The organism is Mycobacterium sp. IS-1742 (assembly GCF_001500125.1).
Taxonomy (GTDB): domain Bacteria; phylum Actinomycetota; class Actinomycetes; order Mycobacteriales; family Mycobacteriaceae; genus Mycobacterium.
The window spans coordinates 34,084-56,632 of sequence record NZ_LQIV01000007.1 but is presented as its reverse complement, the minus strand read 5'-3'; the positions used below and the strand labels follow the sequence as shown (position 1 = coordinate 56,632).

Annotated in this window: 20 protein-coding genes and 2 pseudogenes; 13 read left to right on the top strand and 9 right to left on the bottom strand. The window is 70.5% G+C overall.

Annotation, left to right across the window (positions count from 1 at the left end; genetic code table 11):
• Nucleotides 1-6: 6 nt before the first annotated feature.
• The 3 genes from AU196_RS06095 to AU196_RS06085 are packed head-to-tail and all read right to left on the bottom strand — an operon-like array spanning nucleotide 7 to nucleotide 3,736.
• The gene (locus AU196_RS06095; protein ID WP_059094202.1) at nucleotides 7-1,842 is read right to left on the bottom strand and encodes a dipeptide ABC transporter ATP-binding protein; all 1,836 of its coding nucleotides are present in this window, start codon (nucleotides 1,840-1,842) and stop codon (nucleotides 7-9) included.
• On the bottom strand, nucleotides 1,839-2,762 hold the full coding sequence (locus tag AU196_RS06090; RefSeq protein WP_059094201.1) for an ABC transporter permease: 924 nt from the start codon (nucleotides 2,760-2,762) through the stop codon (nucleotides 1,839-1,841). The genes AU196_RS06095 and AU196_RS06090 overlap by 4 nt, the downstream gene beginning before the upstream one ends.
• Nucleotides 2,759-3,736, bottom strand: coding sequence for an ABC transporter permease (locus AU196_RS06085; RefSeq protein ID WP_059094200.1), 978 nt, complete (start codon nucleotides 3,734-3,736; stop codon nucleotides 2,759-2,761). The genes AU196_RS06090 and AU196_RS06085 overlap by 4 nt, the downstream gene beginning before the upstream one ends.
• 280 nt (nucleotides 3,737-4,016) lie before the next feature.
• Between AU196_RS06085 and AU196_RS06080 the strand changes: the two genes are divergently transcribed.
• From AU196_RS06080 to AU196_RS06030, 11 genes are all read left to right on the top strand, one after another.
• Complete coding sequence (locus tag AU196_RS06080) at nucleotides 4,017-4,721, top strand: response regulator transcription factor (protein WP_059094262.1); 705 nt, start codon at nucleotides 4,017-4,019, stop codon at nucleotides 4,719-4,721.
• Complete coding sequence (locus AU196_RS06075; RefSeq protein ID WP_059094199.1) at nucleotides 4,696-6,303, top strand: sensor histidine kinase; 1,608 nt, start codon at nucleotides 4,696-4,698, stop codon at nucleotides 6,301-6,303. Before AU196_RS06080 ends, AU196_RS06075 begins: the two co-directional genes overlap by 26 nt.
• 70 nt (nucleotides 6,304-6,373) lie before the next feature.
• Complete coding sequence (locus AU196_RS06070) at nucleotides 6,374-7,615, top strand: glycosyltransferase (protein WP_502687218.1); 1,242 nt, start codon at nucleotides 6,374-6,376, stop codon at nucleotides 7,613-7,615.
• A gap of 29 nt (nucleotides 7,616-7,644) precedes the next feature.
• Nucleotides 7,645-9,519: an ArnT family glycosyltransferase gene (locus AU196_RS06065; protein ID WP_059094197.1), complete on the top strand. Its 1,875-nt coding sequence runs from the start codon at nucleotides 7,645-7,647 to the stop codon at nucleotides 9,517-9,519.
• Nucleotides 9,520-9,563: 44 nt separating this feature from the next.
• On the top strand, nucleotides 9,564-10,055 hold the full coding sequence (locus tag AU196_RS06060; protein WP_059094196.1) for a beta-class carbonic anhydrase: 492 nt from the start codon (nucleotides 9,564-9,566) through the stop codon (nucleotides 10,053-10,055).
• A gap of 153 nt (nucleotides 10,056-10,208) precedes the next feature.
• A complete protein-coding gene (cysD, locus tag AU196_RS06055; RefSeq protein WP_059094195.1) occupies nucleotides 10,209-11,138 on the top strand; it encodes a sulfate adenylyltransferase subunit CysD in 930 nt (309 codons plus the stop codon).
• 1 nt (nucleotide 11,139) lies between these two features.
• Nucleotides 11,140-12,990, top strand: coding sequence for a sulfate adenylyltransferase subunit CysN (cysN, locus tag AU196_RS06050; protein WP_059094194.1), 1,851 nt, complete (start codon nucleotides 11,140-11,142; stop codon nucleotides 12,988-12,990).
• On the top strand, nucleotides 12,987-13,715 hold the full coding sequence (locus AU196_RS06045) for a 3'(2'),5'-bisphosphate nucleotidase CysQ (protein WP_059094193.1): 729 nt from the start codon (nucleotides 12,987-12,989) through the stop codon (nucleotides 13,713-13,715). Before cysN ends, AU196_RS06045 begins: the two co-directional genes overlap by 4 nt.
• A gap of 14 nt (nucleotides 13,716-13,729) precedes the next feature.
• Complete coding sequence (locus AU196_RS06040) at nucleotides 13,730-14,329, top strand: cysteine hydrolase family protein (RefSeq protein ID WP_059094192.1); 600 nt, start codon at nucleotides 13,730-13,732, stop codon at nucleotides 14,327-14,329.
• A gap of 70 nt (nucleotides 14,330-14,399) precedes the next feature.
• Nucleotides 14,400-14,888, top strand: coding sequence for an Rrf2 family transcriptional regulator (locus AU196_RS06035; RefSeq protein ID WP_059094191.1), 489 nt, complete (start codon nucleotides 14,400-14,402; stop codon nucleotides 14,886-14,888).
• A 43-nt stretch (nucleotides 14,889-14,931) separates the two neighbouring features.
• On the top strand, nucleotides 14,932-16,512 hold the full coding sequence (locus AU196_RS06030; RefSeq protein ID WP_059094261.1) for a threonine/serine exporter family protein: 1,581 nt from the start codon (nucleotides 14,932-14,934) through the stop codon (nucleotides 16,510-16,512).
• Between the two features lies 1 nt (nucleotide 16,513).
• Here the strand turns inward: AU196_RS06030 and AU196_RS06025 are convergent, their stop codons facing one another.
• The 5 genes from AU196_RS06025 to AU196_RS06005 form a co-directional block, all read right to left on the bottom strand.
• Nucleotides 16,514-16,984, bottom strand: a complete 471-nt coding sequence (locus tag AU196_RS06025; protein WP_231737399.1) for a cupin domain-containing protein — start codon at nucleotides 16,982-16,984, stop codon at nucleotides 16,514-16,516.
• Nucleotides 16,985-17,030: 46 nt separating this feature from the next.
• Complete coding sequence (locus AU196_RS06020) at nucleotides 17,031-17,279, bottom strand: hypothetical protein (protein ID WP_059094189.1); 249 nt, start codon at nucleotides 17,277-17,279, stop codon at nucleotides 17,031-17,033.
• 147 nt (nucleotides 17,280-17,426) lie between these two features.
• Entirely contained in the window at nucleotides 17,427-18,320 is an 894-nt protein-coding gene (locus AU196_RS06015; RefSeq protein ID WP_059094188.1) for a DUF4097 family beta strand repeat-containing protein, read from the bottom strand.
• 19 nt (nucleotides 18,321-18,339) lie between these two features.
• Nucleotides 18,340-18,984: a response regulator transcription factor gene (locus AU196_RS06010; protein WP_059094187.1), complete on the bottom strand. Its 645-nt coding sequence runs from the start codon at nucleotides 18,982-18,984 to the stop codon at nucleotides 18,340-18,342.
• Nucleotides 18,972-20,276 (bottom strand): sensor histidine kinase, encoded by a 1,305-nt coding sequence (locus tag AU196_RS06005; protein ID WP_059094186.1) that lies wholly within the window; start codon nucleotides 20,274-20,276, stop codon nucleotides 18,972-18,974. The genes AU196_RS06010 and AU196_RS06005 overlap by 13 nt, the downstream gene beginning before the upstream one ends.
• A gap of 102 nt (nucleotides 20,277-20,378) precedes the next feature.
• Between AU196_RS06005 and AU196_RS06000 the strand changes: the two genes are divergently transcribed.
• Both AU196_RS06000 and AU196_RS26320 read left to right on the top strand, forming a co-directional pair.
• Nucleotides 20,379-21,260, top strand: a complete 882-nt coding sequence (locus AU196_RS06000) for an LLM class flavin-dependent oxidoreductase (RefSeq protein WP_059094185.1) — start codon at nucleotides 20,379-20,381, stop codon at nucleotides 21,258-21,260.
• A 7-nt stretch (nucleotides 21,261-21,267) separates the two neighbouring features.
• Nucleotides 21,268-21,372: pseudogene (locus tag AU196_RS26320) on the top strand (DUF899 domain-containing protein); the annotation flags it as partial.
• Nucleotides 21,373-21,472: 100 nt separating this feature from the next.
• On the opposite strand, the pseudogene AU196_RS05995 reads toward AU196_RS26320, so the two are convergent.
• Nucleotides 21,473-22,513: pseudogene (locus AU196_RS05995) on the bottom strand (glycosyltransferase); the annotation flags it as partial.
• Nucleotides 22,514-22,549 lie beyond the last annotated feature (36 nt).

The window sequence follows — 22,549 nt, the reverse complement described above, 5'->3', positions numbered from 1 at the left end:
CGGACTCTAACGTTGCGGGACCGTCGGCTGGGGGACCGCCGCCAGCAGACGCCGCGTGTACTCGTGTGCGGGGGCGGTGAAGACCTGCTCCCCGTCGCCCTGTTCGACGATGGCGCCCTTGTGCATGACCGCCACCCGGTGGGCGAGGTGGCGGACCACCGACAGGTCGTGCGAGACGAACAGGTACGACAACCCGAACCGCTCCTGCAGATCCAGCAGCAGGTTGATGATGCCCGCCTGGATCGACACGTCCAGCGCCGAGACCGGTTCGTCGAGGGCGAGGATTCTCGGCTGCGTCGCCAGTGCCCGCGCGATGCCGATGCGCTGCTTCTGCCCGCCCGAGAACTCGGCCGGGTAGCGGCTGGCGTCTTCGCGGCGCAGCCCGACGATCCCGAGCAGTTCGGCCACCCGCTCGTCGATGCGGCTCTTGTCGAAGTTGTTGGCCTGCAACGGTTCGGCGAGCACATCGAACACCGGCAGGCGCGGATCGAGCGAGGCCACCGGATCCTGGAACACCACCTGCAGGTCACCGCGCAGCGCCCGTCGCCGCCGGGTGTCGAGCGTGGCGACGTCCTCGCCGAGCACCTCGATCGAACCGCCCTGCGGCGGGGCCAGCTCGAGGATCTGGTGCAGCGTCGTCGACTTGCCCGATCCGGATTCGCCGACGATCGCCAGCGTGCGTCCCTGCTGCAGGTCGAAGCTGATGCCGTCGACGGCGCGGACCTCGCCGATCCGGCGCCGGAAGACGGTGCCCTTGGTCAGCGCGTAGGTCTTGACCAGATCGTTCACGCGCAGCACCACCGGATCGTCGGCCGACGGCGGCGTCGCGGGAGGCGCGGTGGACACGCCGTACACCTCGGCGGCGCTGCGGCCCGCGACGTGTTCGGTGCGGATGCACGCCGCCCGGTGCCCCGGCGCCACCTCGATGAGTTCGGGTTCGGCGGTGCGGCAGTCGTCGATCGCCAGCGGGCAGCGGGGTGCGAACGGGCAACCCGGCGGCAGCGCGGCCAGCGACGGCGGCGCCCCGGGGATGGGCACCAGCCGGGCGCCCTGCCGCGCGTCGAGCCGTGGCACCGAGCCCAGCAGCCCGACCGTGTAGGGCATCCGCCGCCGGCTGTAGAGCTCCGACACCGTGGCGATCTCGACGGCCCGGCCGGCGTACATGACCAGCGCGCGGTCGGCGAACTCGGCGACGACGCCCAGGTCGTGGGTGATGATCAGCACACCGGCCCCGGTGACGTCGCGCGCGGTCCGCAGCACCTCGAGGATCTGCGCCTGCACGGTCACGTCCAGTGCGGTGGTCGGCTCGTCGCAGATGAGCAGGTCGGGGTCGTTGGCGATCGCGATCGCGATGACCACCCGTTGCCGCTCGCCGCCGGACAGTTCGTGGGGGAAGGCGCGGGCGCGGCGTTCGGGCTGGGCGATGCCGACGAGTTCGAGCAGTTCGACAGCGCGGGTGCGGGCCCCGCGCCGGTCGAGGTCGCGGTTGTGCACGCGCAGCGCCTCGGCGATCTGGTCGCCGACGGTGTACACCGGCGTCAGCGCCGACATCGGGTCCTGGAACACGGTGCCGATCCGGCGGCCGCGAATCCGCGACATCTCCGCGTCCGAAAGCCCGAGCAGTTCGGTGCCGTCCAACCGCACCGAACCGGCCACCTCCGCATGTTCGGGCAGCAGCCCCGCGACGGCCATCGCCCCGGCCGACTTGCCCGCCCCGGACTCGCCGACCAACGCCACCACCTCACCGGCGTCGACGTGGTAGTCCAGGCCGCGCACCGCGGACACCCGCTCGGTGTCGGTCGCGAACGTCACGGTCAGTCCGGAGACCTGCAGCAGGCTCATGTCTTGCGGCCCTTCCGGCTTCTCCGGCCGTTTCGCGCCGGCCGGGCACCCGGATCGAGTGCGTCACGCAACCCGTCACCGACGAGGTTGGCGCACAACACGATCAGCACCAGCACGCCGGCCGGGAACAGGAACACCCACGGGAACGTGGTGACCGACGCGGTGCCGTCGGCGATCAGCGTGCCCAGCGAGACGTCGGGCCGCTGCACACCGAAACCCAGATAGCTGAGGCCTGTTTCGGCGATTACCGCGGTACCGACGTTGAGCGCGGTGTCGATGATGAGGATCGACGCGACGTTGGGCACGATGTGGCGCACGATGATCCGCCAGTGCGGCACGCCCATGTAGCGCGCCGCGACGACGAACTCGCGGTCGCGCAGGCTCATCGTCAGGCCCCGCACGATGCGCGAACTGATCATCCAACTGAAGGCCGCCAGCAGGAGGATCAGCCAGACGATGTCGCCCCTGGTGCGGGGCGTGACGATCGCTATCAACAGGAAAGCGGGGACCACGAGCAGCAGGTCGACCAGCCACATCAGCGTGCGGTCCCGCCACCCGCCGAAGTATCCGGCGACCGCCCCGACCGTGGTGGCGATGATCGTCGAGATGAACGCCACCGCGACGCCGATGAGCATCGACTTCTGCATCCCGCGCAGCGTCTGGGCCAGCAGATCCTGTCCGAGAGCGTTGGTGCCGAACCAGTGTTCGGTGGTCGGCGGCTGCTGCAGCGCGTCGTAGTCCAGGTCGGTGTAGCTGTAGGGCAGCAGCGGTGGCAACAGGTAGCAGCCCGCGAACATCAGCACCAGCAGTACCAGTGCGCCGACGGCCGGCTTGTTGCGCAGGAACCGTCGTAGCACCAGGGTGCGGCGCGAGGCGAACCGCGAGGTGTCCAGTCCGGAACGGGCGGTGGTGTCGGTCATCGCACCCTCACCCGCGGGTCCAGCGCCGCGTAGATAACGTCGGACAGCAGTCCGGCCAGCAGGATCGCCACACCGGACAACACGGTGATCGCGACGACGATGTTGGTGTCCTGGGTGGTGATGCCCTGGATCCACCATTCTCCGACGCCGTGCCAGCCGAAGATCTTCTCGACGAACACTGCACCGGTGACCAGCGCGCCGAACCCGTACGCGAACAGCGTCGCCATCGGGATCAGCGCGGTGCGCAGGCCGTGTTTGAACAACGCCTGCCGCCGGGTGAGTCCCTTGGCGCGGGCCGTGCGGATGAAGTCGTGTCCGAGCACGTCGAGCATCGCGTTGCGCTGGTAACGGCTGTATCCGGCGATCGCTGTCAGTGCCAGCGTGACCGTCGGCAGGACCAGGTGCTGCACCCGGTCGATGAACCGGTTGAACGTACCGCCGACCGCATCCGGTGAGGTCTCGCCGGTGTACTCGAACAGTTGCACGCCGAGCCACGAGTTCGCGTTGAGCGCCCCGAGGATCAGCAGGTTGGCCATCACGAAGGTCGGCGTGCTGATGACCAGCAGCGACAACAGCGTGATCACCCGGTCGGACAGCCGATACTGGCGGATCGCACCCCACGCGCCGACCACGACACCGATGACGGTGCCCAGCACCGACCCGATGACCAGCAGCCGCAGGCTCACCCCGATCCGCCGGCCCAGTTCGTCGGAGACCGGTTGACCGGTGATCGTGGTGCCGAAATCGCCGCGCACCGCGTCACCCAGCCACTGCGCGTACCGCACCGGGATGGGCTTGTCGAGGTTGAGTTCGGCGGCCTTCGCGTCGATCGTCGACTGCGGGGGCCGCGGATTGCGCTGCAGCAGGCTGTCGAGCGGTTCGAAGGTCAGCGACGTCAGCGTGAACGTCAGGAACGACGCGAGCGCCAGCAGCACGACGTAGTTGAGCAGCCGGCGCGCGAGGAACCGCGTCATCGGCGACTGCCGGTGCAGGGCTGCATGGGCTAGAGGGTAGAAGAAAACCCGCCGCCCGCCGGTTCAGGGCGGTGGCGGCGGCGCGCCCGGCTGTGCGCCGAATGTGAATCCAGGGCGTCGACTGTGCGCACGTGGTGAGAATCCGCGCCCGATCCCGCCGCTGATGCACACTCGGCGCCCCGGCTCACAGCGGGCGCATAGACAACGCACAGGACCGGCCCATCGCGGTGCGAATAATGGGGGTATGAGCCCCAATCAGACCGACACCGAGCGGTCGGTCATGCGCCGCGCCGACGGCAACCCGGTCCGGGTGCTCGTGGTCGACGACGAACCGGTGCTCGCCGAACTCGTTTCCATGGCGCTGCGCTACGAGGGGTGGGACATCGCGACCGCGGGCGACGGTGCGACGGCGCTCGCGCTGGCCCGCGAGAACGCGCCCGACGTGGTGGTGCTCGACGTCATGCTGCCCGACATGAGCGGACTCGACGTGCTGGCCAGGCTGCGCGAGCAGATCCCCGGGTTACCGCTTCTGCTGCTGACCGCCAAGGACTCCGTCGAGGACCGCATCGCGGGGCTGACCGCGGGCGGCGACGACTACGTCACCAAACCGTTCTCGCTCGAAGAGGTGGTGCTGCGGCTGCGGGCGCTGCTGCGCCGTACCGGGGTGAGCGAGACCGGCGGCGCGAAGATCGTCGTCGGCGACCTGGTGCTCGACGAGGACAGCCACGAGGTGACCCGCGCCGGCGATCCGATCACGCTCACGGCGACGGAGTTCGAACTCCTGCGGTTCATGATGCGCAACTCCAAGCGGGTGCTCTCCAAGGCCCAGATCCTCGACCGGGTGTGGAGCTACGACTTCGGCGGCCGCTCCAACATCGTCGAGCTGTACGTGTCGTATCTGCGCAAGAAGATCGACAGCGGCCGCGAGCCGATGATCCACACGCTGCGCGGCGCGGGCTATGTCCTCAAACCCGCCGGTCGCTGAGCCGGTCGGCCGCACGCGGCTGCGTTCGCCGCGCACCTGGTCGCTGCGGGGCCGTCTGCTGGCCACGCAGATCGCGCTGCTCGCGCTGGTGTGCGCCGCGGTCGGAGTGGGCACCGAACTCGCGCTGCAGCGGTTCCTGGTCAACCAGCTCGACAACCAGCTCGCCGAGACCGCCCGCCGGTCGGCCGGCCTGTTCGCCTTCGGCCCCCCGCCGCCCGGCCCGCCGATGATGATGCCGGTGCCGCGGTTCCCCCCGCCGCCCGGTTTCCCGCACCGCCGGCTCATCCGCGACGACACCGGACCCGGGCCCGCGTTCCTCAATGCGCCGGGCCAGGCCGCCCGCACGGTCGGTGCCGTCGTCGCCCACGGCGCACCGGTCGACGCCGGCGTCATCACCGCCGACGGTGACCGTGTCGAGATCAGCGACGCCGCCGCCACACAGCTGGCCGGGATGCCGGCCGACGAGACACCGCGCAGCGTCACGCTCGACGGCCTCGGCCGGTACCGGGTGATCGCGCTGCCCGCCCGGGGACCCGCCGAGGTGATCGTCACCGGACTGCCGACCTCCGACGTCGACGACACCCTGCTCACCGTGCTGGTCATCTTCTGCGTGGTGGCGGTGATCGCGCTGCTCGGCGCCGCCGCGGCCGGGGTGTGGATCATCCGCAGGCAGCTGGCGCCGTTGTCGCGGGTGTCGGCGGCCGCGCGTGAGGTCGCCGATCTCGAACTCGACCGCGGCGAGGTGCGGCTGCCCACGCCGATCGTCGACGTCGACCCGGCGAGTGCGCACACCGAGGTCGGCCGGCTCGGGACGTCGCTGAACCGGATGCTCGACCGGATCGCCGGGGCCCTGTCCGCGCGGCACGCCAGCGAGACGCGGGTGCGTCAGTTCGTCGCCGACGCCAGCCACGAGCTGCGCACACCGCTGGCAGCCATCCGCGGTTACACCGAACTGGCGCAACGGCATTCCGACGCGCTGCCCGGCGACGTCGCGCACGCGATGAACCGCGTGGAGTCCGAGACGGCCCGGATGACGCGGCTGGTCGAGGACATGCTGCTGCTGGCACGCCTCGACGACGGCCGGCCCCTGGAGCGCGAGCCGGTCGACCTGTCGCGGTTGGTCGTCGACGCGGTCAGCGATGCGCACGCCGCCGCACCCGACCACAGATGGTCGCTGGACCTGCCGCCCGAACCGGTGGTCGTCGATGGCGACGAGGCCCGGTTGCACCAGGTGCTGGCCAACCTCCTCGCCAACGCCGGTGCGCACACACCGCCCGGCACCACGGTCGTCACGTCGCTGGCCGAGGGCCCCGACGGCGGCGCCGTGCTCACGGTGACCGACGACGGCCCGGGGATCCCGCCCGCACTGCAACCCGAGGTCTTCGAGCGCTTCGCCCGCGGGGACTCGTCGCGTTCACGCCGCGACGGTGGTACCGGGTTGGGGCTGGCCATCGTCGCCGCGGTGGTCAAGGCCCACGGCGGATCCATCGGCGTGGACAGCGGGCCGGGCCGCACCGCGTTCGTCGTGGCGCTGCCGGGCGCCGCACAGCCCGCGCACCGCGCGGACCCGTCACCGGCCTGACGCCGAGCTCACAGCAGGCGCATAGCTTCGGCCCATCGTGAGCACAATCGGCGCAACCACGATGGCTCCCATGACAGGAATCGCCGTGGACCTCGACGCCGACCGCCGCCCCGACGTCGTGGAGACGGCCAGGGCCGCCGGTGCGCCGGTGCTCGACGTGGTCGTCCCCGTCCACAACGAACAGGCCGCTCTGGCGGAGTCGGTGCGCCGCCTGCACCGGCACCTGCGCGACCACTTCCCGTTCTCGGCGCGGATCACGATCGCGGACAACGCCAGCGTCGACGCCACGCCACAGGTCGCCGCGCGACTCGCCGCCGAACTGCCCGACGTGCGCGTCGTGCGCCTCGAAGAGAAGGGCCGCGGCCGCGCCCTGCACACGGTCTGGTCGCAGTCCGACGCGCCGGTGCTGGCGTACATGGACGTCGACCTGTCCACCGATCTGGCCGCCCTCGCCCCGCTGGTCGCCGCCCTGATCTCCGGACACTCCGATCTGGCGATCGGCACCCGGCTCAGCCGCGGCGCCCGTGTGGTGCGCGGCGCCAAGCGCGAGTTCATCTCCCGGTGCTACAACCTGATCCTGAAATCCACGCTGTCGGCCCGCTTTTCGGATGCCCAGTGCGGTTTCAAGGCCATCCGCGCCGACGTCGCGCATCAGCTGCTGCCGTACGTGTCCGACACCGGATGGTTCTTCGACACCGAACTGCTGGTGCTCGCCGAGCGCAGCGGTCTGCGGATCCACGAGGTGCCGGTCGACTGGGTGGACGACCCCGACAGCCGGGTCGACATCGTCGCGACGGCGACGGCCGACCTCAAGGGCATCGGCCGGCTGCTGCGCGGTTTCGCCGACGGGTCGATTCCCGTTCAGCTGCTCGCCGCGCAGGTGGCGCCGTCGCGGCTGGCGGCGGCACCCGGATCGCTGCTGCGCCAGAGCGTCCGGTTCGCGGCGGTGGGCGTGGTCTCCACACTGGCCTATCTGCTGCTGTTCGTGCTGACCCGCGGATGGCTGGGCGCCCAGGCCGCGAACCTGATCGCGCTCGCGGTGACCGCGGTCGGCAACACCGCGGCCAACCGTCGCTTCACCTTCGGAATCGCCGGACGCGGCGGTGTGGCGCGCCACCACCTCGAGGGCCTCATCGTGTTCGCGATCGCGCTGGGGATCACCAGCGGGTCCCTGGCGGTGCTGCACTCGGTCACCTCGGAGCCGCACCGGTTCGTCGAGCTCGGCGTCCTGGTGGGCGCCAACCTCGCCGCCACGGTCATGCGCTTCGTCCTGTTGCGCGGCTGGGTGTTCCACCCCCGGCGCACCCGCTGAACCCACCCCTTCGACACCGAGGACCTTCCATGACCTTGACCGCCGACGCGTCACACCTGACGGCGCCCGCCTCGCCCGACCGATCCCCGCGCTGGGTGCGCCCCGCGTTGATCAGCCTGCTCGCCGCCACCGCGCTGCTCTACCTGTGGGGGCTGGGCGCCTCCGGGTGGGCCAACGAGTACTACGCCGCGGCGGTACAGGCCGGCTCCCAGGACTGGACGGCCTGGCTGTTCGGGTCGCTGGACCCCGGCAACGCCATCACCGTCGACAAACCTCCTGCGTCGCTGTGGCTGATGGTGTTGTCCGCCAGGCTGTTCGGGTTCAGCGCGTTCGCGATGCTGTTACCGCAGGCCCTGACGGGGGTCGCGACGGTGGCGGTCCTGTTCGCCGCGGTGCGGCGGGTGAGCGGCCCGGCGGCCGGGCTGATCGCGGGTGCGGTGCTGGCCGCGACGCCGGTGGCGGCGTTGATGTTCCGCTTCAACAACCCCGACGCACTGCTGGTGCTGCTGCTGGTCGTCGCCGCGTACGCCATGGTGCGGGCCATCGAGACCGGGGGCACCCGGTGGATGGTCCTCGTCGGCTGCGCGCTCGGTTTCGCCTTCCTGACGAAGATGCTGCAGGCGTTCCTCGTGATGCCGGGTCTGGCGCTGGCGTTCTTGGTGGCCGCGCCGTCGGGACTGTGGCGGCGCATCGGCACACTCGCCGTCGGCGCGGTGGCGATGGTGGTGTCCGCGGGATGGTTCATCGCGCTGGTCGAGGTGTGGCCCGCGTCGTCGCGTCCCTACATCGGCGGCTCGACCGACAACAGCCTGCTGCAGTTGGCGTTGGGCTACAACGGGATCGAGCGCATCGCCGGTGGCGGGGGACCGGGCGGCGGCCCCGGCGGTGGTCCCGGTGACGGTGTCGGACGGGGCGCCAACCTGTTCTTCGGTGGTGAGCCGGGAATCGGCCGGCTGTTCGGGAACTCGATGGGTGTCGAGGCATCCTGGCTGCTGCCCGCGGCGCTGCTCGGCCTGGCGGCAGGCATCTGGTTCACCCGGCGCACTGTGCGCACCGACGCCGTGCGCGCGAGCCTTCTCCTGTGGGGCGGCTGGCTGCTGGTGACCGGCGCCGTGTTCAGCTTCATGGACGGCACCATCCACACGTATTACACGGTGGCGCTGGCCCCCGCGGTGGCCGCACTCGTCGGGATCGCGGCAGCGGAATCTTGGCGCGGCAGAAGGGACGTGCTGCCCCGGCTGGTGCTGGCGGCGATGGCGGCGGTGACGGGTGTCTGGGCGTTCGTGCTGCTCGACCGCACCCCGGACTGGCAGCCGTGGCTGCGGTGGGCGGTGCTGGTGGTGGCGGTGGTGGCCGCGGCCGTGCTGGCCGCCGGGGCGCACCGGCTGGGGCGGGCGACGGCGGCCGTGGTCGTCGCCGCGGTGCTGGCCGGCCTCGCCGCGCCCACGGCGTTCGCGATCCACAACGTGGCGCACCCGGCCAGTGGTCCGGGCACGATGTCCGGACCGGCACGGGATGGCGGGTTCGGCGGTAGGCCGCCGGGCATGCGTGGTGCGACGGACGACGCCGCGCTGCACGAGCTGGTGCGGGGAGCCGACAACCGTTGGGCGGCAGCCAGTATCGGATCGATGGGTGCGGCCGGCCTGCAACTGGAGACCGGGGCGTCGATCATGGCGATCGGCGGGTTCACCGGCGGGGACGATTCCCCGACGCTCGCGCAGTTCCAGCAGTACGTCGCAGACGGTGAGGTCCGCTACTTCATCGGAGGCGACCGCGGCGGTCCCGGCGGGCCGCCAGGAACGGGACGCCACGGCGCCGCAGGTGAGATCACCGCGTGGGTGCAGCAGACCTTCAGCCCGATACAGGTGGGGGGAGCCACCGTCTACGACCTGCAATCCGGCTGATTTTGACCGGTGCCACGAGGCGCCCCGGTTGCTATCGTCGCGACATGTCGGTGACCGATGAGTACCTGAAGAACAACGCGGAGTACGCGAAGACCTTCAGCGGTCCGCTGCCGCTGCCGCCGAGTAAGCACGTCGCGGTGGTGGCGTGCATGGACGCCCGCCTCGACGTCTACCGGATCCTCGGTCTCGCCGACGGTGAGGCGCACGTGATCCGCAACGCCGGCGGGGTGGTCACCGACGACGAGATCCGCTCCCTGGCGATCAGCCAGCGGCTGCTGGGGACGAAGGAGATCATCCTCATCCACCACACCGACTGCGGCATGCTGACGTTCACCGACGACGAGTTCAAGAAGTCGATCCAGGACGAGACGGGCATCAAACCCGAGTGGGCGGCCGAGGCCTTCGGCGATCTCGAAGAAGACGTCCGACAGTCGCTGCGGCGCATCGAGGCCAGCCCGTTCGTCAACAAGCACGAATCGCTGCGCGGTTTCGTCTTCGACGTGGCCACCGGCCGGCTCACCGAGGTCACGGTCTGACTGTGCAACCAGGGCGGGATTGCGGCCGTTTCTCCGACCTGGCGGCACACTCGACGCCCTGACGGCACACTCGACGATCTTTGACACCTCCACCCGCGCCGCGCTACATTCCTCGTAAATCTGGCAAGTTCAACCAACTTAACGAGGAATGCGATGACAGCCGCTCAGGTGGCCGCCCCGGAACCGGGCCAGTACGAGCTGAGCCATCTGCGCTCACTGGAGGCCGAGGCCATCCACATCATCCGCGAGGTCGCCGCCGAGTTCGAGCGGCCCGTGCTGCTGTTCTCCGGTGGCAAGGACTCGATCGTCATGCTGCACCTGGCGATCAAGGCGTTCGCCCCGGCGCGCCTGCCGTTCCCGGTCATGCACGTCGACACCGGCCACAACTTCGACGAGGTCATCGAGACCCGCGACCGCCTGGTCGCCGAGAACGGCGTGCGCCTGGTCGTCGCCTCGGTGCAGGAGGACATCGACGCCGGCCGCGTGGTCGACAACGGGCCGTCGCGCAACCCGCTGCAGACCGTCACGCTGCTGCGGGCCATCCGGGAGAACAAGTTCGACGCGGCCTTCGGCGGTGCGCGCCGTGACGAGGAGAAGGCCCGCGCCAAGGAGCGGGTGTTCAGCTTCCGCGACGAGTTCGGCCAGTGGGATCCCAAGGCCCAGCGGCCGGAGCTGTGGAACCTCTACAACGGCCGCCACCGCAAGGGTGAGCACATCCGGGTGTTCCCGCTGTCGAACTGGACTGAGTACGACATCTGGGCCTACATCGGCGCCGAGGGCATCACGCTGCCGGGGATCTACTACGCCCACACCCGTCCGGTGTTCCAGCGCGACGGCATGCTGCTCGCGGTCCATCCGTTCATGCAGCCCCGCGACGACGAAGAGGTGTTCGAGACCAGCGTGCGGTTCCGCACCGTCGGCGACGTCACCTGCACCGGTTGTGTCGAGTCCACCGCGTCGTCGGTCGAGGACATCATCGCCGAGACCGCGGTGTCGCGGCTGACCGAACGCGGCGCGACGCGCGCCGACGACCGCATCTCCGAGGCCGGGATGGAAGACCGCAAGCGGGAAGGCTACTTCTGACATGACCACGCTGCTGCGCATCGCCACCGCGGGCTCGGTCGACGACGGCAAGTCGACGCTGATCGGCCGGCTGCTCTACGACTCCAAAGCCGTCATGGAGGACCAGCTCGCCGCCGTGGAGCGCACCTCCAAGGAGCGCGGTAACGACTACACCGACCTCGCCCTGGTCACCGACGGGCTCCGCTCCGAGCGGGAACAGGGCATCACGATCGACGTCGCGTACCGCTACTTCGCCACGGCCAAGCGGAAGTTCATCATCGCCGACACCCCCGGGCACCTGCAGTACACCCGCAACATGGTCACCGGCACCTCGACCGCGCAGCTGGCGATCGTGCTCGTCGACGCCCGCCACGGACTGCTCGAGCAGTCGCGCAGGCACGCGTTCCTCGCGTCGCTGCTCGGCGTGCAGCACATCGTGCTCGCGGTCAACAAGATGGACCTGATCGACTGGAACCAGGAGAAGTTCAACGACATCCGCGACGAGTTCCATGCGTTCGCCGCTCGTCTGGACATCCACGACGTCACCACGATCCCGATGTCTGCGCTGCTGGGCGACAACGTCGTCACCAAATCGGACAAGGCCCCGTGGTACGACGGACCCGCGCTGCTGAGCCACCTCGAAGAGGTCTACATCGCCGGCGACCGCAACCTGACCGATGTGCGCTTCCCGGTGCAGTACGTGATCCGCCCGCAGACCCGCGATCACGCCGACCACCGCAGCTACGCCGGCACCGTCGCCAGCGGCGTGATGCGCGTCGGGGACGAGATCGTCGTGCTGCCCAGCGGTAAGAGCAGCAGCATCACCGCGATCGACTCGCCGACCGGCCCGGTCACCGAGGCGTTCCCGCCGATGGCGGTGTCGGTCAGCCTGGCCGACGACATCGACGTCTCGCGCGGCGACGTGATCGCCCGCGTCAACAATCAGCCCCACGTCTCGAATGAATTCGACGCCACCGTCTGCTGGATGGCCGACGCGTCGGCACTGGAACCGGGCCGCGAGTACCTGATCAAGCACACCACCCGGGTGACCCGCGCCCGCGTCGCGGCGCTGGACTACCGCCTCGACGTCAACACGCTGCACCGCGACAAGTCGGCGACCGCGCTCAAACTGAACGAACTCGGCCGGGTCACGCTGCGCACCCAGCAACCGCTGCTGCTCGACGAGTACTCTCGCAACGCCGCCACCGGCTCGTTCATCCTGATCGACCCGGACACCAACGGCACCGTGGCGGCGGGCATGGTCCGCGACACCACCCCCGTCGCGAACCGCGCCGCCACCCCGAACACCGTGCGGCACCAGTCGCTGGTCAGCGCCAAAGACCGGCTGTCGAAGGGCCGCACCGTGTGGTTCACCGGCCTGTCCGGCTCGGGGAAGTCGTCGGTGGCGATGCGGGTCGAGCAGAAGCTCCTCGAACGAGGTTGTCCCGCATATGTTCTCGACGGCGACAACCTGCGGCACGGGCTGAACGCCGACCTCGGGTTCTCGATGGCGGACCGCGCGGAGAACCTGCGGCGCCTCGCCCACATCGCGACCCTGATGGCCGATTCCGGCCTGACGGTCCTGGTGCCGGCGATCAGCCCGCTGGTCGAGCACCGCGAACTGGCCCGTGCCGTCCACGTCGACCAGGGCTACGACTTCTTCGAGGTGTTCTGCGACACCCCGCTGGAGGACTGCGAGCGGCGGGATCCCAAGGGCCTCTACGCCAAGGCGCGCGCGGGGGAGATCACCCACTTCACCGGCATCGACAGCCCGTACCAACGGCCGAAGACACCGGATCTGCGGTTGACCCCCGACCGCGACGTCGACGATCTGGCCCAGCAGGTCATCGACATGCTGGACGGCGCCCGGTGAACGATCACGAGCTGGCCGCCCGGCTGGCCACCCGGGCCGGCGACCTGCTGCTCGATGTCCGCGCGGAGTTCGCCGACGCCACCCCCGAGGAACGGAAAGCCGCCGGCGACAAGCGGTCTCACGACTTCCTGATGGCCGAGCTCGGTGAACAGCGCCCCGGAGACGCGGTCCTGTCGGAGGAGGGCGCCGACGATCCGGTACGCCTGCGGTCACAGCGGGTGTGGATCGTCGACCCGCTCGACGGGACCAGGGAGTTCTCCGAACTCGACCGCGTCGACTGGGCGGTCCACGTGGCGCTGTGGCAGTCCGGCGAGGTGGTGGCCGGGGCCGTCGCGCTGCCCGCGCAGAACACCACGCTGGCGACGCCGGACGTCGCCGCCCCGAGGCCGCTCGACGGGCCGCCGCGGATCGTGGTGTCGCGCACCCGCCCGCCGGCCCTCGCGCTCGCGGTGCGCGACGCGCTCGGCGGCACGCTGGTCGAAATGGGCTCGGCGGGAGCCAAAGTCGCCTCGATCATGCAGGGGTTGTCGGACGTCTACGTCCACGCGGGCGGGCAGTACGAATGGGATTCGGCCGCGCCGGTCGCCGTGGCCCGCGCCGCAGGGCTGCACACGTCCCGCATCGACGGCTCGCCGCTGGTCTACAACCGCGAGGACCCCACGTTGCCCGATCTGGTGGTGTGCCGGCCGGAACTGGCCGAGGCGGTGCTTGCCGTCACCCGCTGAGTAGGCTCGACGGCGTGTCGAATCCAACCCTGCGCGTGCTGGCCGACCTGCCCCAGCAGCCCGTCAACCTCTCCGAGTCCGCCCTGGTCCTCATCGACTGCCAGAACACCTACACCCGCGGTGTGATGGAACTCGAGGGCGTGCAGGCAGCGTTGGAGGAGGCGGCGTCCCTGCTCGACCGGGCGCGGTCCGCCGGCATCCCGGTCATCCACATCCAGCACTCGGACGGCTCGGACGGGCTCTACGACATCGAGGGGGAGAGCGGGGCGATCGTGCCGATCGTCGCGCCGCGCGAGGGTGAGCCCGTCGTGGTCAAGAACTACCCGAACTCGTTCGTGCAGACCGACCTCGACGACCGGCTCAAGGCCGTCGGCGCGTCGAACCTGGTGCTCGCCGGCTTCATGACGCACATGTGCGTCAACTCCACCGCGCGCGGCGCCTTCAACCTCGGCTACGCGCCGACCGTGGTGGCGTCGGCGACCGCGACGCGCGCGCTGCCGGGGCTCGGCAGCGATGACACCGTGCCCGCCGCCGCGATGCAGACGGCCAGCCTCGCGGCGATCGCGGACCTGTTCGCGGTGGTGGTGCCCAGCTCGCAGGACATCCCCGACTAGACCTGACTGTCGGGCTCCTCATCGCGGCTCCTCCGTCACCGCTGGATCGTCACCCGACTAGCCTGGGACCATGCGGATGTCGGCCAAGGCGGAGTACGCCGTCCGGGCCATGGTTCAACTGGCCACCGTCGACGACGGTGTGCTGGTCAAGACCGACGACCTGGCGAAAGCGCAGGGGATCCCGGCGCAGTTCCTCGTCGACATCCTCTCCGATCTGCGCACCGACCGGTTGGTGCGCAGCCAACGTGGCCGCGACGGCGGGTACGAACTGGCCCGGCCGGCCGCCGACATCAGCATCGCCGACGTGCTGCGCTGCATCGACGGCCCGCTGGCCAGCGTGCGTGACATCGGGCTCGGCGACCTGCCGTACTCCGGGCCGACCGCCGCGCTGACCGACGTGTGGCGCGCGCTGCGGGCGAGCATGCGTTCGGTGCTCGAGCAGACCAGCCTGGCCGACGTCGCCACCGGCGCGCTGCCCGAGCACGTGGCGTCGATGGCGGGTGACTACCTCGACCAGGAGCACAAGCGCGGGCACCAGGACCGCGTGACCTCGAAATAGCCTGCACCTGAGCTGATTCCGCGGCATCAGTATCGTCGTCGTGGTGGAGCCCGATCGATCTGACCGGCCGGCCCGGCGTCGGCGCGCACTGCACCTGGCCCTGCGTGGCCGACGCGACCCGGCGTCCGGCGCCGGCCAGCGCAGGCAGGCGTCCGGTGGGCTGAGCGAGCGGCACACCCGCAAGGTCCTCGACCTGACCGTCCGCCTCGCCGAGGTGATGCTGTCCTCCGGGTCGGGTACCGCCGACGTCGTCGCCACCGCTCAGGACGTGGCGCAGGCGTACCAGCTCACCGACTGCGTCGTCGACGTCTTCGTCACCACCATCTTCGTCTCGGCGCTGCCCACGGCCGACAGCCCGCCGGTGACGATCGTGCGGTCGGTGCACGCGCGCTCGACCGATTACTCGCGGCTCGCCGAACTCGACTCGCTGGTGCGGCGGATCACCTCGGGCGGTGTGTCGGTCGACGACGCCCACGAGGCGATGGACGTGTTGACCGAACGGCCCCATCCGTACCCCCGCTGGGTCGCCACCGCGGGGTGGGCCGGGTTCGCGCTGGGCATCGCGATGCTGCTCGGCGGCAGCTGGTTGACGTGGATCCTGGCCGCCGTCTCGTCGGCGCTGATCGATCGCGTCGGCCGGGTGCTCAACCGATGGGGCACACCGTTCTTCTTCCAGCAGGCCGCCGGCGCGTTCATCGCGACGATGATCGCGGTCGCGGCCTATCTGTACGCCGGGGTGGGACCGACCGCCCTGGTGGCGACCGGGATCGTGATGCTGCTGGCGGGTCTGACGCTGGTGGGTTCGGTGCAGGACGCGTTGACCGGATACATGGTCACCGCGGTCGCGCGGCTCGGCGACGTGCTGTTCCTCACCGCGGGCATCGTCGTCGGGATCCTGGCCGGGCTGCAGGTCGCGGCGCTCGCCGGCATCCAGATCGAGCTCCACGTCGACGCCACCGAATCGTTCGTGATGCCCACCCGGCCGGTGCCGATCCTGCTCGCGGTGGTCGGCGCCGCGATCGCCGGGGCATGCCTGACAATCGCCAGTTATGCGCGGTTCCGCTCAGTGGTCACCGCGGGCATCGCGGCGGCGCTGGCCGAGTCGGTGCTGATCGGTTTGAGTGCGGCCGGGATCGGTGGGGTGGTCGCCACCGGTACCGCGGCGGTCGGTGTCGGTCTGCTCGCCACGCTGATCTCGATTCGCCGACAGGCTCCCGCGCTGGTCACCGCGACCGCGGGCATCACCCCGATGCTGCCGGGCCTGGCGGTGTTCCGTGCGGTGTTCTTCTTCGCCGTCGACCGCAACATCCCGGGCGGTATCGCGCAGGCGTTGGGCGCCGCGGCCATCGCGCTGGCGATCGGGGCGGGTGTGGTGATGGGTGAGTTGCTCGGCTCGCCGCTGCGCTACCGCGCCGGCCGCATCGGCGAGATCCTGCGCGTCGAGGGACCCCCAGGGCTTCGCCGGGCGATCGGCAACGTGGTGGCGCTGCGGCCGTCCGCCGGCCAGCAGCAGGCACGTACCCCGCACCGGCGGTCGTGGAGCGTCGCGCTGGAACCGGCGTCGTCGGACGCGGTGGACGACGAGCCGACAGGCCCCTCGGGTGGTGAATCCACGCAGCGGTGACTCAGCCGCCTGCGCCCGTGATGTGATCGAGCACTGGCGTGATGCTTGCGGTGGGCGAGAAATCGACGTACTCGCAATCCGTGATCGCCTCGGGTGCGTGCCCCGCGGCCCAGTAGAACGCGTCCCCGGCGGTGTAGACGTGCTGTCCATCCCGGGTGTGCATACGCAGTTCGCCGGTAAGCATGTAGCCCCAATGAGGGCACTGACAGAGATCGTCGTCGAGTCCCACCAGGGCCGGCCGCAGATCGGTTCCCGCCGCCAGCCGAACCCACGCGATCGACATCTCCCCGACCTCTCGGCTGCGGAAGTCCACGCCATCGCCCTCCACGACCGCCGGGATGTCCTCGCGTTTCAATCGCTCCATGTCGGCTCCCGGAAGTTCGCTGTCAGCCCAGGTCGAGCGTAGTTCCTCGCCTGCGCCACCGCGGCGGAGTTCCCGATCGTTGTGCGCGCCTCTGACGGCCGAGCGCACGAAAAGGGGCCACCCGGTTTCCGGGTGGCCCCCCCGTGGATCGCTGTCAGCGGACGGTGACGTAGACGACGCGGTCGTCGTTGTCGTAGCGGACCGAGACGATGCTGGACTCATCGAGCGGCTTGACCATGCCCTGGTGGTTGACCCGCACCGCGTAGCCGCGGTCGTCGAGCTGCTCGATGGTGTTCTGCGCGTTGCCCGGTCCGGCCGGGGCGGCCTGGGCGGGGGCGGCCAGGCCGAGGATGGCGGTGGCGGCGGCGCCGGCGAACAGTGTGGTGGCTGCGAACTTGGTCATTTCTCTCGCTTCTCTCCGGTGATGTTCGAGCCGTGGCGGTGGTCGCGGTTCGGACGCTTTCGTTGTTTCCTGACTGGTCAAACCAGCAGGTGAGGCCGATGATTTCCGCTGGCAGGGATTGACCGGCCGTTGGCAGAATCGAGGTGTTCAGCGGTGCCAGTCGCCCTCGGTCTCCTCGATCACGACGCTGCCGGTGTCGGTGCGCGCGGTGATCTGGCTCGTCGCTTCGCCGGCCTGGGAGGTCTCCGGCACCCGCACCTGCGTCGAGTCACCGGACTGTGCGCGCACCAGATAGGGCCCGCGGTCGGGGACCCCGAGGACGATCTCGCCCGTGCGGCTGATCGCCTCGACGGTGCGCGGCGCGGCGTCGCGGAAGTCGACGACGATGTCGCCGTCGGATGTGGTGGCCGCGAACCGCTCCCGCACCGAGATCGGGTCGCGTGCGGTCACCTCTCCCTCGACGGTCTGCACCTCGATGCGCCGGGCCGATCCGCTGAGCACGATCGCCCCTCGGGTGGTCCGCGCGCTCAGCTGATCGACGTCGGCGTCGGCGAGCACCACACCCGTCTCCTGCTGGGTGCGCACGCTGAGCCGGCGGGCCTGTTCGGGTGGGAGTGCGACGGTGATCTCCCCGCCTCGCGCCCAGCCGAACGCTGGCGACGGCTCACCCTCGAGCACGATGCGGGTCTCCGGCCCGGCCGTGGTGACCGCCAGCCGATGCTCGCCGCCGCTCGCGGTGTTCACCAGGCGCAGGTTCGCGCGGCCCTCGCGGGCCTGCGGATCGCTGGTGATGCGCACGGCCACCGGGATGTCGGCGGTGTCGATCACCAGCGACCGCATGGCCGAAGGGAGCGCATGGCTGTCGCTGAGCACGCGCACGGTGCTCAGCCCCCATGCCGTGACCGCCAGCGCCGCAACGCTGCCGACCACCAGCACCGCCGCTGCGGCGATGAGCACGCCCCGCAGTGCGGTCCGGCCCCCGGGGGACAGTTCGGGCGGCGGGCCGACCGGGGCGGGAGGTGGAGGGGTGAGGGTCGTCATCGGGAGTCCTTCCACGCGTTCAGGATTCGAGGAACCGCAGGACCGCCAGGACGCGGCGGTTCTCGGTCTCGTCGGGGGCCAGGTTCAGCTTGGTGAAGATGGAGGCGATGTGTTTCTCGGCCGATCCGACCGAGATGTGCATCCCGCTCGCGATCGCCGAGTTCGTCTTCCCCTCGGCCATGAGCTGGAGCACCTCGTGCTCGCGGGGCGTGAGTTGTTCGAGAGCGGCGCGCCGGTGGGAGCGCACCAGGATCTGCGAGACCACCTCGGGATCGAGCACCGTGCCGCCGCCGCCGCCGACCTCGACGGCATCGAGGAAGGCGGGCACGTCGGCCACCCGGTCCTTGAGCAGATAGCCGAAACCCCTGGTGTCCGAGGCGATCAGCTCGGCGGCGTAGCGCTGTTCCACGTAGTGCGACAGGACCAGGACCGGGGACTCGGGGTTCTGGCTGCGCAGCAACGCGGCGGCCCGGATGCCCTCGTCGGTGAAGGTCGGCGGCATCCGCACGTCGAGGATCGCCAGATCGGGACGGGTCTCGTTGACCAGCCGCAACAGGTTGGTGGCATCGGGGACGCCGGCGACCACCTCGTGGCCGGCGTCGGCGAGGATGCGTTCGATCCCGGCGCGCAGCAGCGCGGAATCCTCGGCGATCACGATGCGCATGGCAGCACCGCGGTGACGATCGTGGGCCCGGTCGCCGGGCTGGACACGGAGAACGTGCCGCGCGCCGCGCGCACCCGTTCGTCGAGACCCCGCAGGCCCGTGGCGTTGTCGTCGTCGGCGATCGCCGCGCCGCCGCGTCCGTCGTCGAAGACGGACACATACAACGAGTTCGACGGTTCGTCGAACCGCACGGTGACCACGGCCTGACTGGCACCGGCGTGTTTGGCGACGTTGGTCAGGGCCTCGGCGACGACGAAGTAGGCGACGGATTCGGTCTCGTCAGGCAGTCGCCGCGGCAGGTGCAGGTTCAATGTCGTGGGCACTCCGGAGTTCTCGGCCCGCTGCACGACGGCGGACAGCGCCGCGTCGAGCCCACGGTCGGCCAGGATCGTCGGCGCGATGCCCCGCACCACGTTGCGCAGGTCGACCAGAGCGTTCTTCGCCTCGTCGTGCGCCTCGGCGATGAGCTGCTTCGCCGCGGGCAGATCGGTGTCGAGCTTCGTCTGCGCCAGGCCGATCGCCATGGCCAGCGACACCAGCCGCGGCTGGACGCTGTCGTGCAGATCCCGTTCGATGCGGTGGCGTTCGGTCTGCGCCGACGAGACCGCGCCCGCCCGGGCATCGCTGAGCGCGCTCACCTCGTATTTCAGTGCCGCGGTGGGCGACGGGGTGAGCAGCCGGCGGTCGATGATCGCGTCGAGTGCGGGTGCGAACACCACGATCCCGACCGACGCCGCCACGGCCACCACGGCCAGCGGCCACGCGAGCGCCGGTGGGAGGAACGCCAGACCCGCGGCGTCGTCGCTGTGGTCGACGGCGAGGGCGGCCGCGGGCGCCAGGAACCCGAATGCCAGCAGCGCGAAGGCCAGCGCGGTCGCCAGGATGTCGTAGACCATCCGCAGGTAGTGGTGGCCGAACGTCTTCCAGAACCGGGCGCTGCTGACGTCCAGCCACAGCTGATGCAGCCAGCCCTGGAATCCGGTGTAGGTGGTCAGGCGGCGGAACGGGCGCCCGATGCCCATCCCGAACACCGCTTCGCTGCGCACACGCTCGACGCGGTCGATCCCTCGGACGAGGTAGACGAAAACCACTGCGGCGAGGATGAATCCGATGACCGACGGGATCGAGGAGGTGCCGAGCACCAGGATCCCCAACGGGATCCAGAACCACACCACGCCGATGGCGGCGCCGGTCAGCATGGAGGCCGTCGGGACGATGCCGATGGTGCGCGGTGGTGACGGGGTGTCACCGACCGCGAGGGACGCCGGTGGGGGGCTGGTGACTGCGACCATGCATTTAACCTATGGAGTGCGCGTCCGCTGCGACACAGCGTTTTCCGCCGAGCCGGCCGGGGGTTAACCCCCGGATGCCAGAATCGCGGGGTGCGAATCGGAATGACCCTGCCGGTGATGGAGCCCGATCTCGACTCCGCGACGCTGCGCGCGTGGGCCCGGACGGTCGACGAGGGGCCGTTCTCCGCGCTGTGCTGGGGTGAGCGGATCGCGTTCGACAACCCCGACAGCCTGACGCTGCTCGGTGCGGTGGCGGCGTGGACGGAGCGCGTGCGGTTGGTGACGACGGTGGTCGTACCGCAGTTGCACGATCCGGTCATGCTCGCCAAGGCGCTCGCGACCGGCGATCTCATCAGCGGCGGCCGGTTGACGGTCGGCATCGGCGTCGGCGGCAGGCACGAGGACTACGAGGCGGTCGGCGCGGACCCGGCCACCCAGACCATGCGGCAGATGGCGGAGCGGGTCGCGGTGATGAAGCGGGTCTGGGCCGGGGAGAAGGTCACCGAATCCGTGCTGCCGGTGGGGCCGCCGCCGGTGCAACCGGGCGGCCCGCCGCTGCTGGTCGGCACCATCGGACCCAAGACGGTGCGCAGCGCGGCCGCGTGGGCCGACGGCATGGCGGGCACCATCCTCGACCTCGACCCGGCCAAACAGGACGAGCTGTTCGACGTCGCCCGCACCGCCTGGGCGGACGCGGGCAAGCCGCGGCCGCACCTGGCGACGTCGTTTTGGTTCGCAGTCGGCGAGCGCGACGAGGCGCGTGCCCAGGTGCACCGGCACCTGCGCCGCTATATGAACTGGATCCCGGGCGAGTACGTCGACGCGATGGCTCCGGCGACGGGGTTCGCCGGCACCGAGGACGATCTGCTCGCGGTGCTCGAACGGTTCGACGAGATCGGCACCGACGAGGTCCACCTCATCCCGACCAGTTCCGACATCGGTCAGCTCAACCGGATCGCCGACGCGGTGAAGGGCCGGGGGTAGCCGAGCGCTCGGCCTCACCCCGTACGACCGTCAGGAGACGTGGGAGGACTCGCCGTCAGGCCGGCCCCAGCGGCCGCCGTACGAGTGGATCCGCCTGCACGACGCGTACTGAGCAGCCGCGGTGTGTGACCGCGGTGGACGCATTCCGCGTACATCCGGAGATATCCGGCGGCCATCACCGCGGGGGAGAACCGCCGCCGCGCCTCCGCGCGGCACCGGGCCGGATCGATCTCGTCGGTTTGCGAGAGCAGGCCGGCCAGCGCCGTCTCGTCGCCCGGATCGGCGAGCCGGCCGGTGTCGGGGGTGACCAACTCCGGCAGACACCCCCGCCGGTAGGCCACCACCGGTGTGCCCAGCGCCAGCGACTCGATCACCGCGGTGCCGCCCGGCTCCTCCCAGGTGAGCGGGAACAGCGTGGCCCGCGCCGTGGCGACCAGGTGGTCGCGGGCCTCCCCCTCGAGGCTGCCGACCCAGCGCACCCGCCGGTTGTCGATCAGCGGCGCCACCGCGTCGCGGTGGTACCGCACGTCGGGATACCGCTCGGCGTGAGGGTCCGCCGCCAGGTCCGCGGCGTTCGCGTACGGGCCGACCGGGCCGGCCAGCACGAGGTCGACACCGCACCGGTGGGCCAGCCGTGCGGCCACATGCTGACCCTTGGTCGGCGAGATCCGCGCGACGAGGGCGACGTGTCGGCCCTTGGGCGCCGGATCGCGAGGGGCCGTCCGGGTCAGCGACGTCGCGAGGTGGACGTGGCCGAGGCTGCGCTGCCGCAACGGCTCAGGTCCGCGGGCGATCTGCGCGGCCGACACACCGTTCACCCAGAGGTGGTCGACCGACAGATTCCCGTACAGGTCAGGGTGTTTGGACAGATCCCAGTGCAACGTGTGCAGAACCGGCGGCAGCCGGCGCCCGGCCGCCGCGAGCACGGTCGGCCCCACCGCCTCGAGGTGGTCGTGCACGAGGTCGACGTCACCGCGGTGCGCCAACTCCGTCACCAACCGGTGCATGTGGGTGGCGGCGATGCCCATCACCTGGTTGTACGGCTCGGTGAGATGCCGGAACTGCGGTTCGTCGAAGGTGACGATCTTCTCGTCGACGTCGACCGTGCTGCCCCCGACGGTGGCCAGGACCACCCGCACGCCGGCGCCGCGCAACTCCGGGATCAACGTCGCGATCATGTTCTCGATGCCGCCGTATCCGCGCGGCGGCACTGTCAGCCACGGGCCCGCGTTGATCAGCACCGTCAGCGACATGGCATGCGGATACCCGGTGAGATTCGACGTATACGT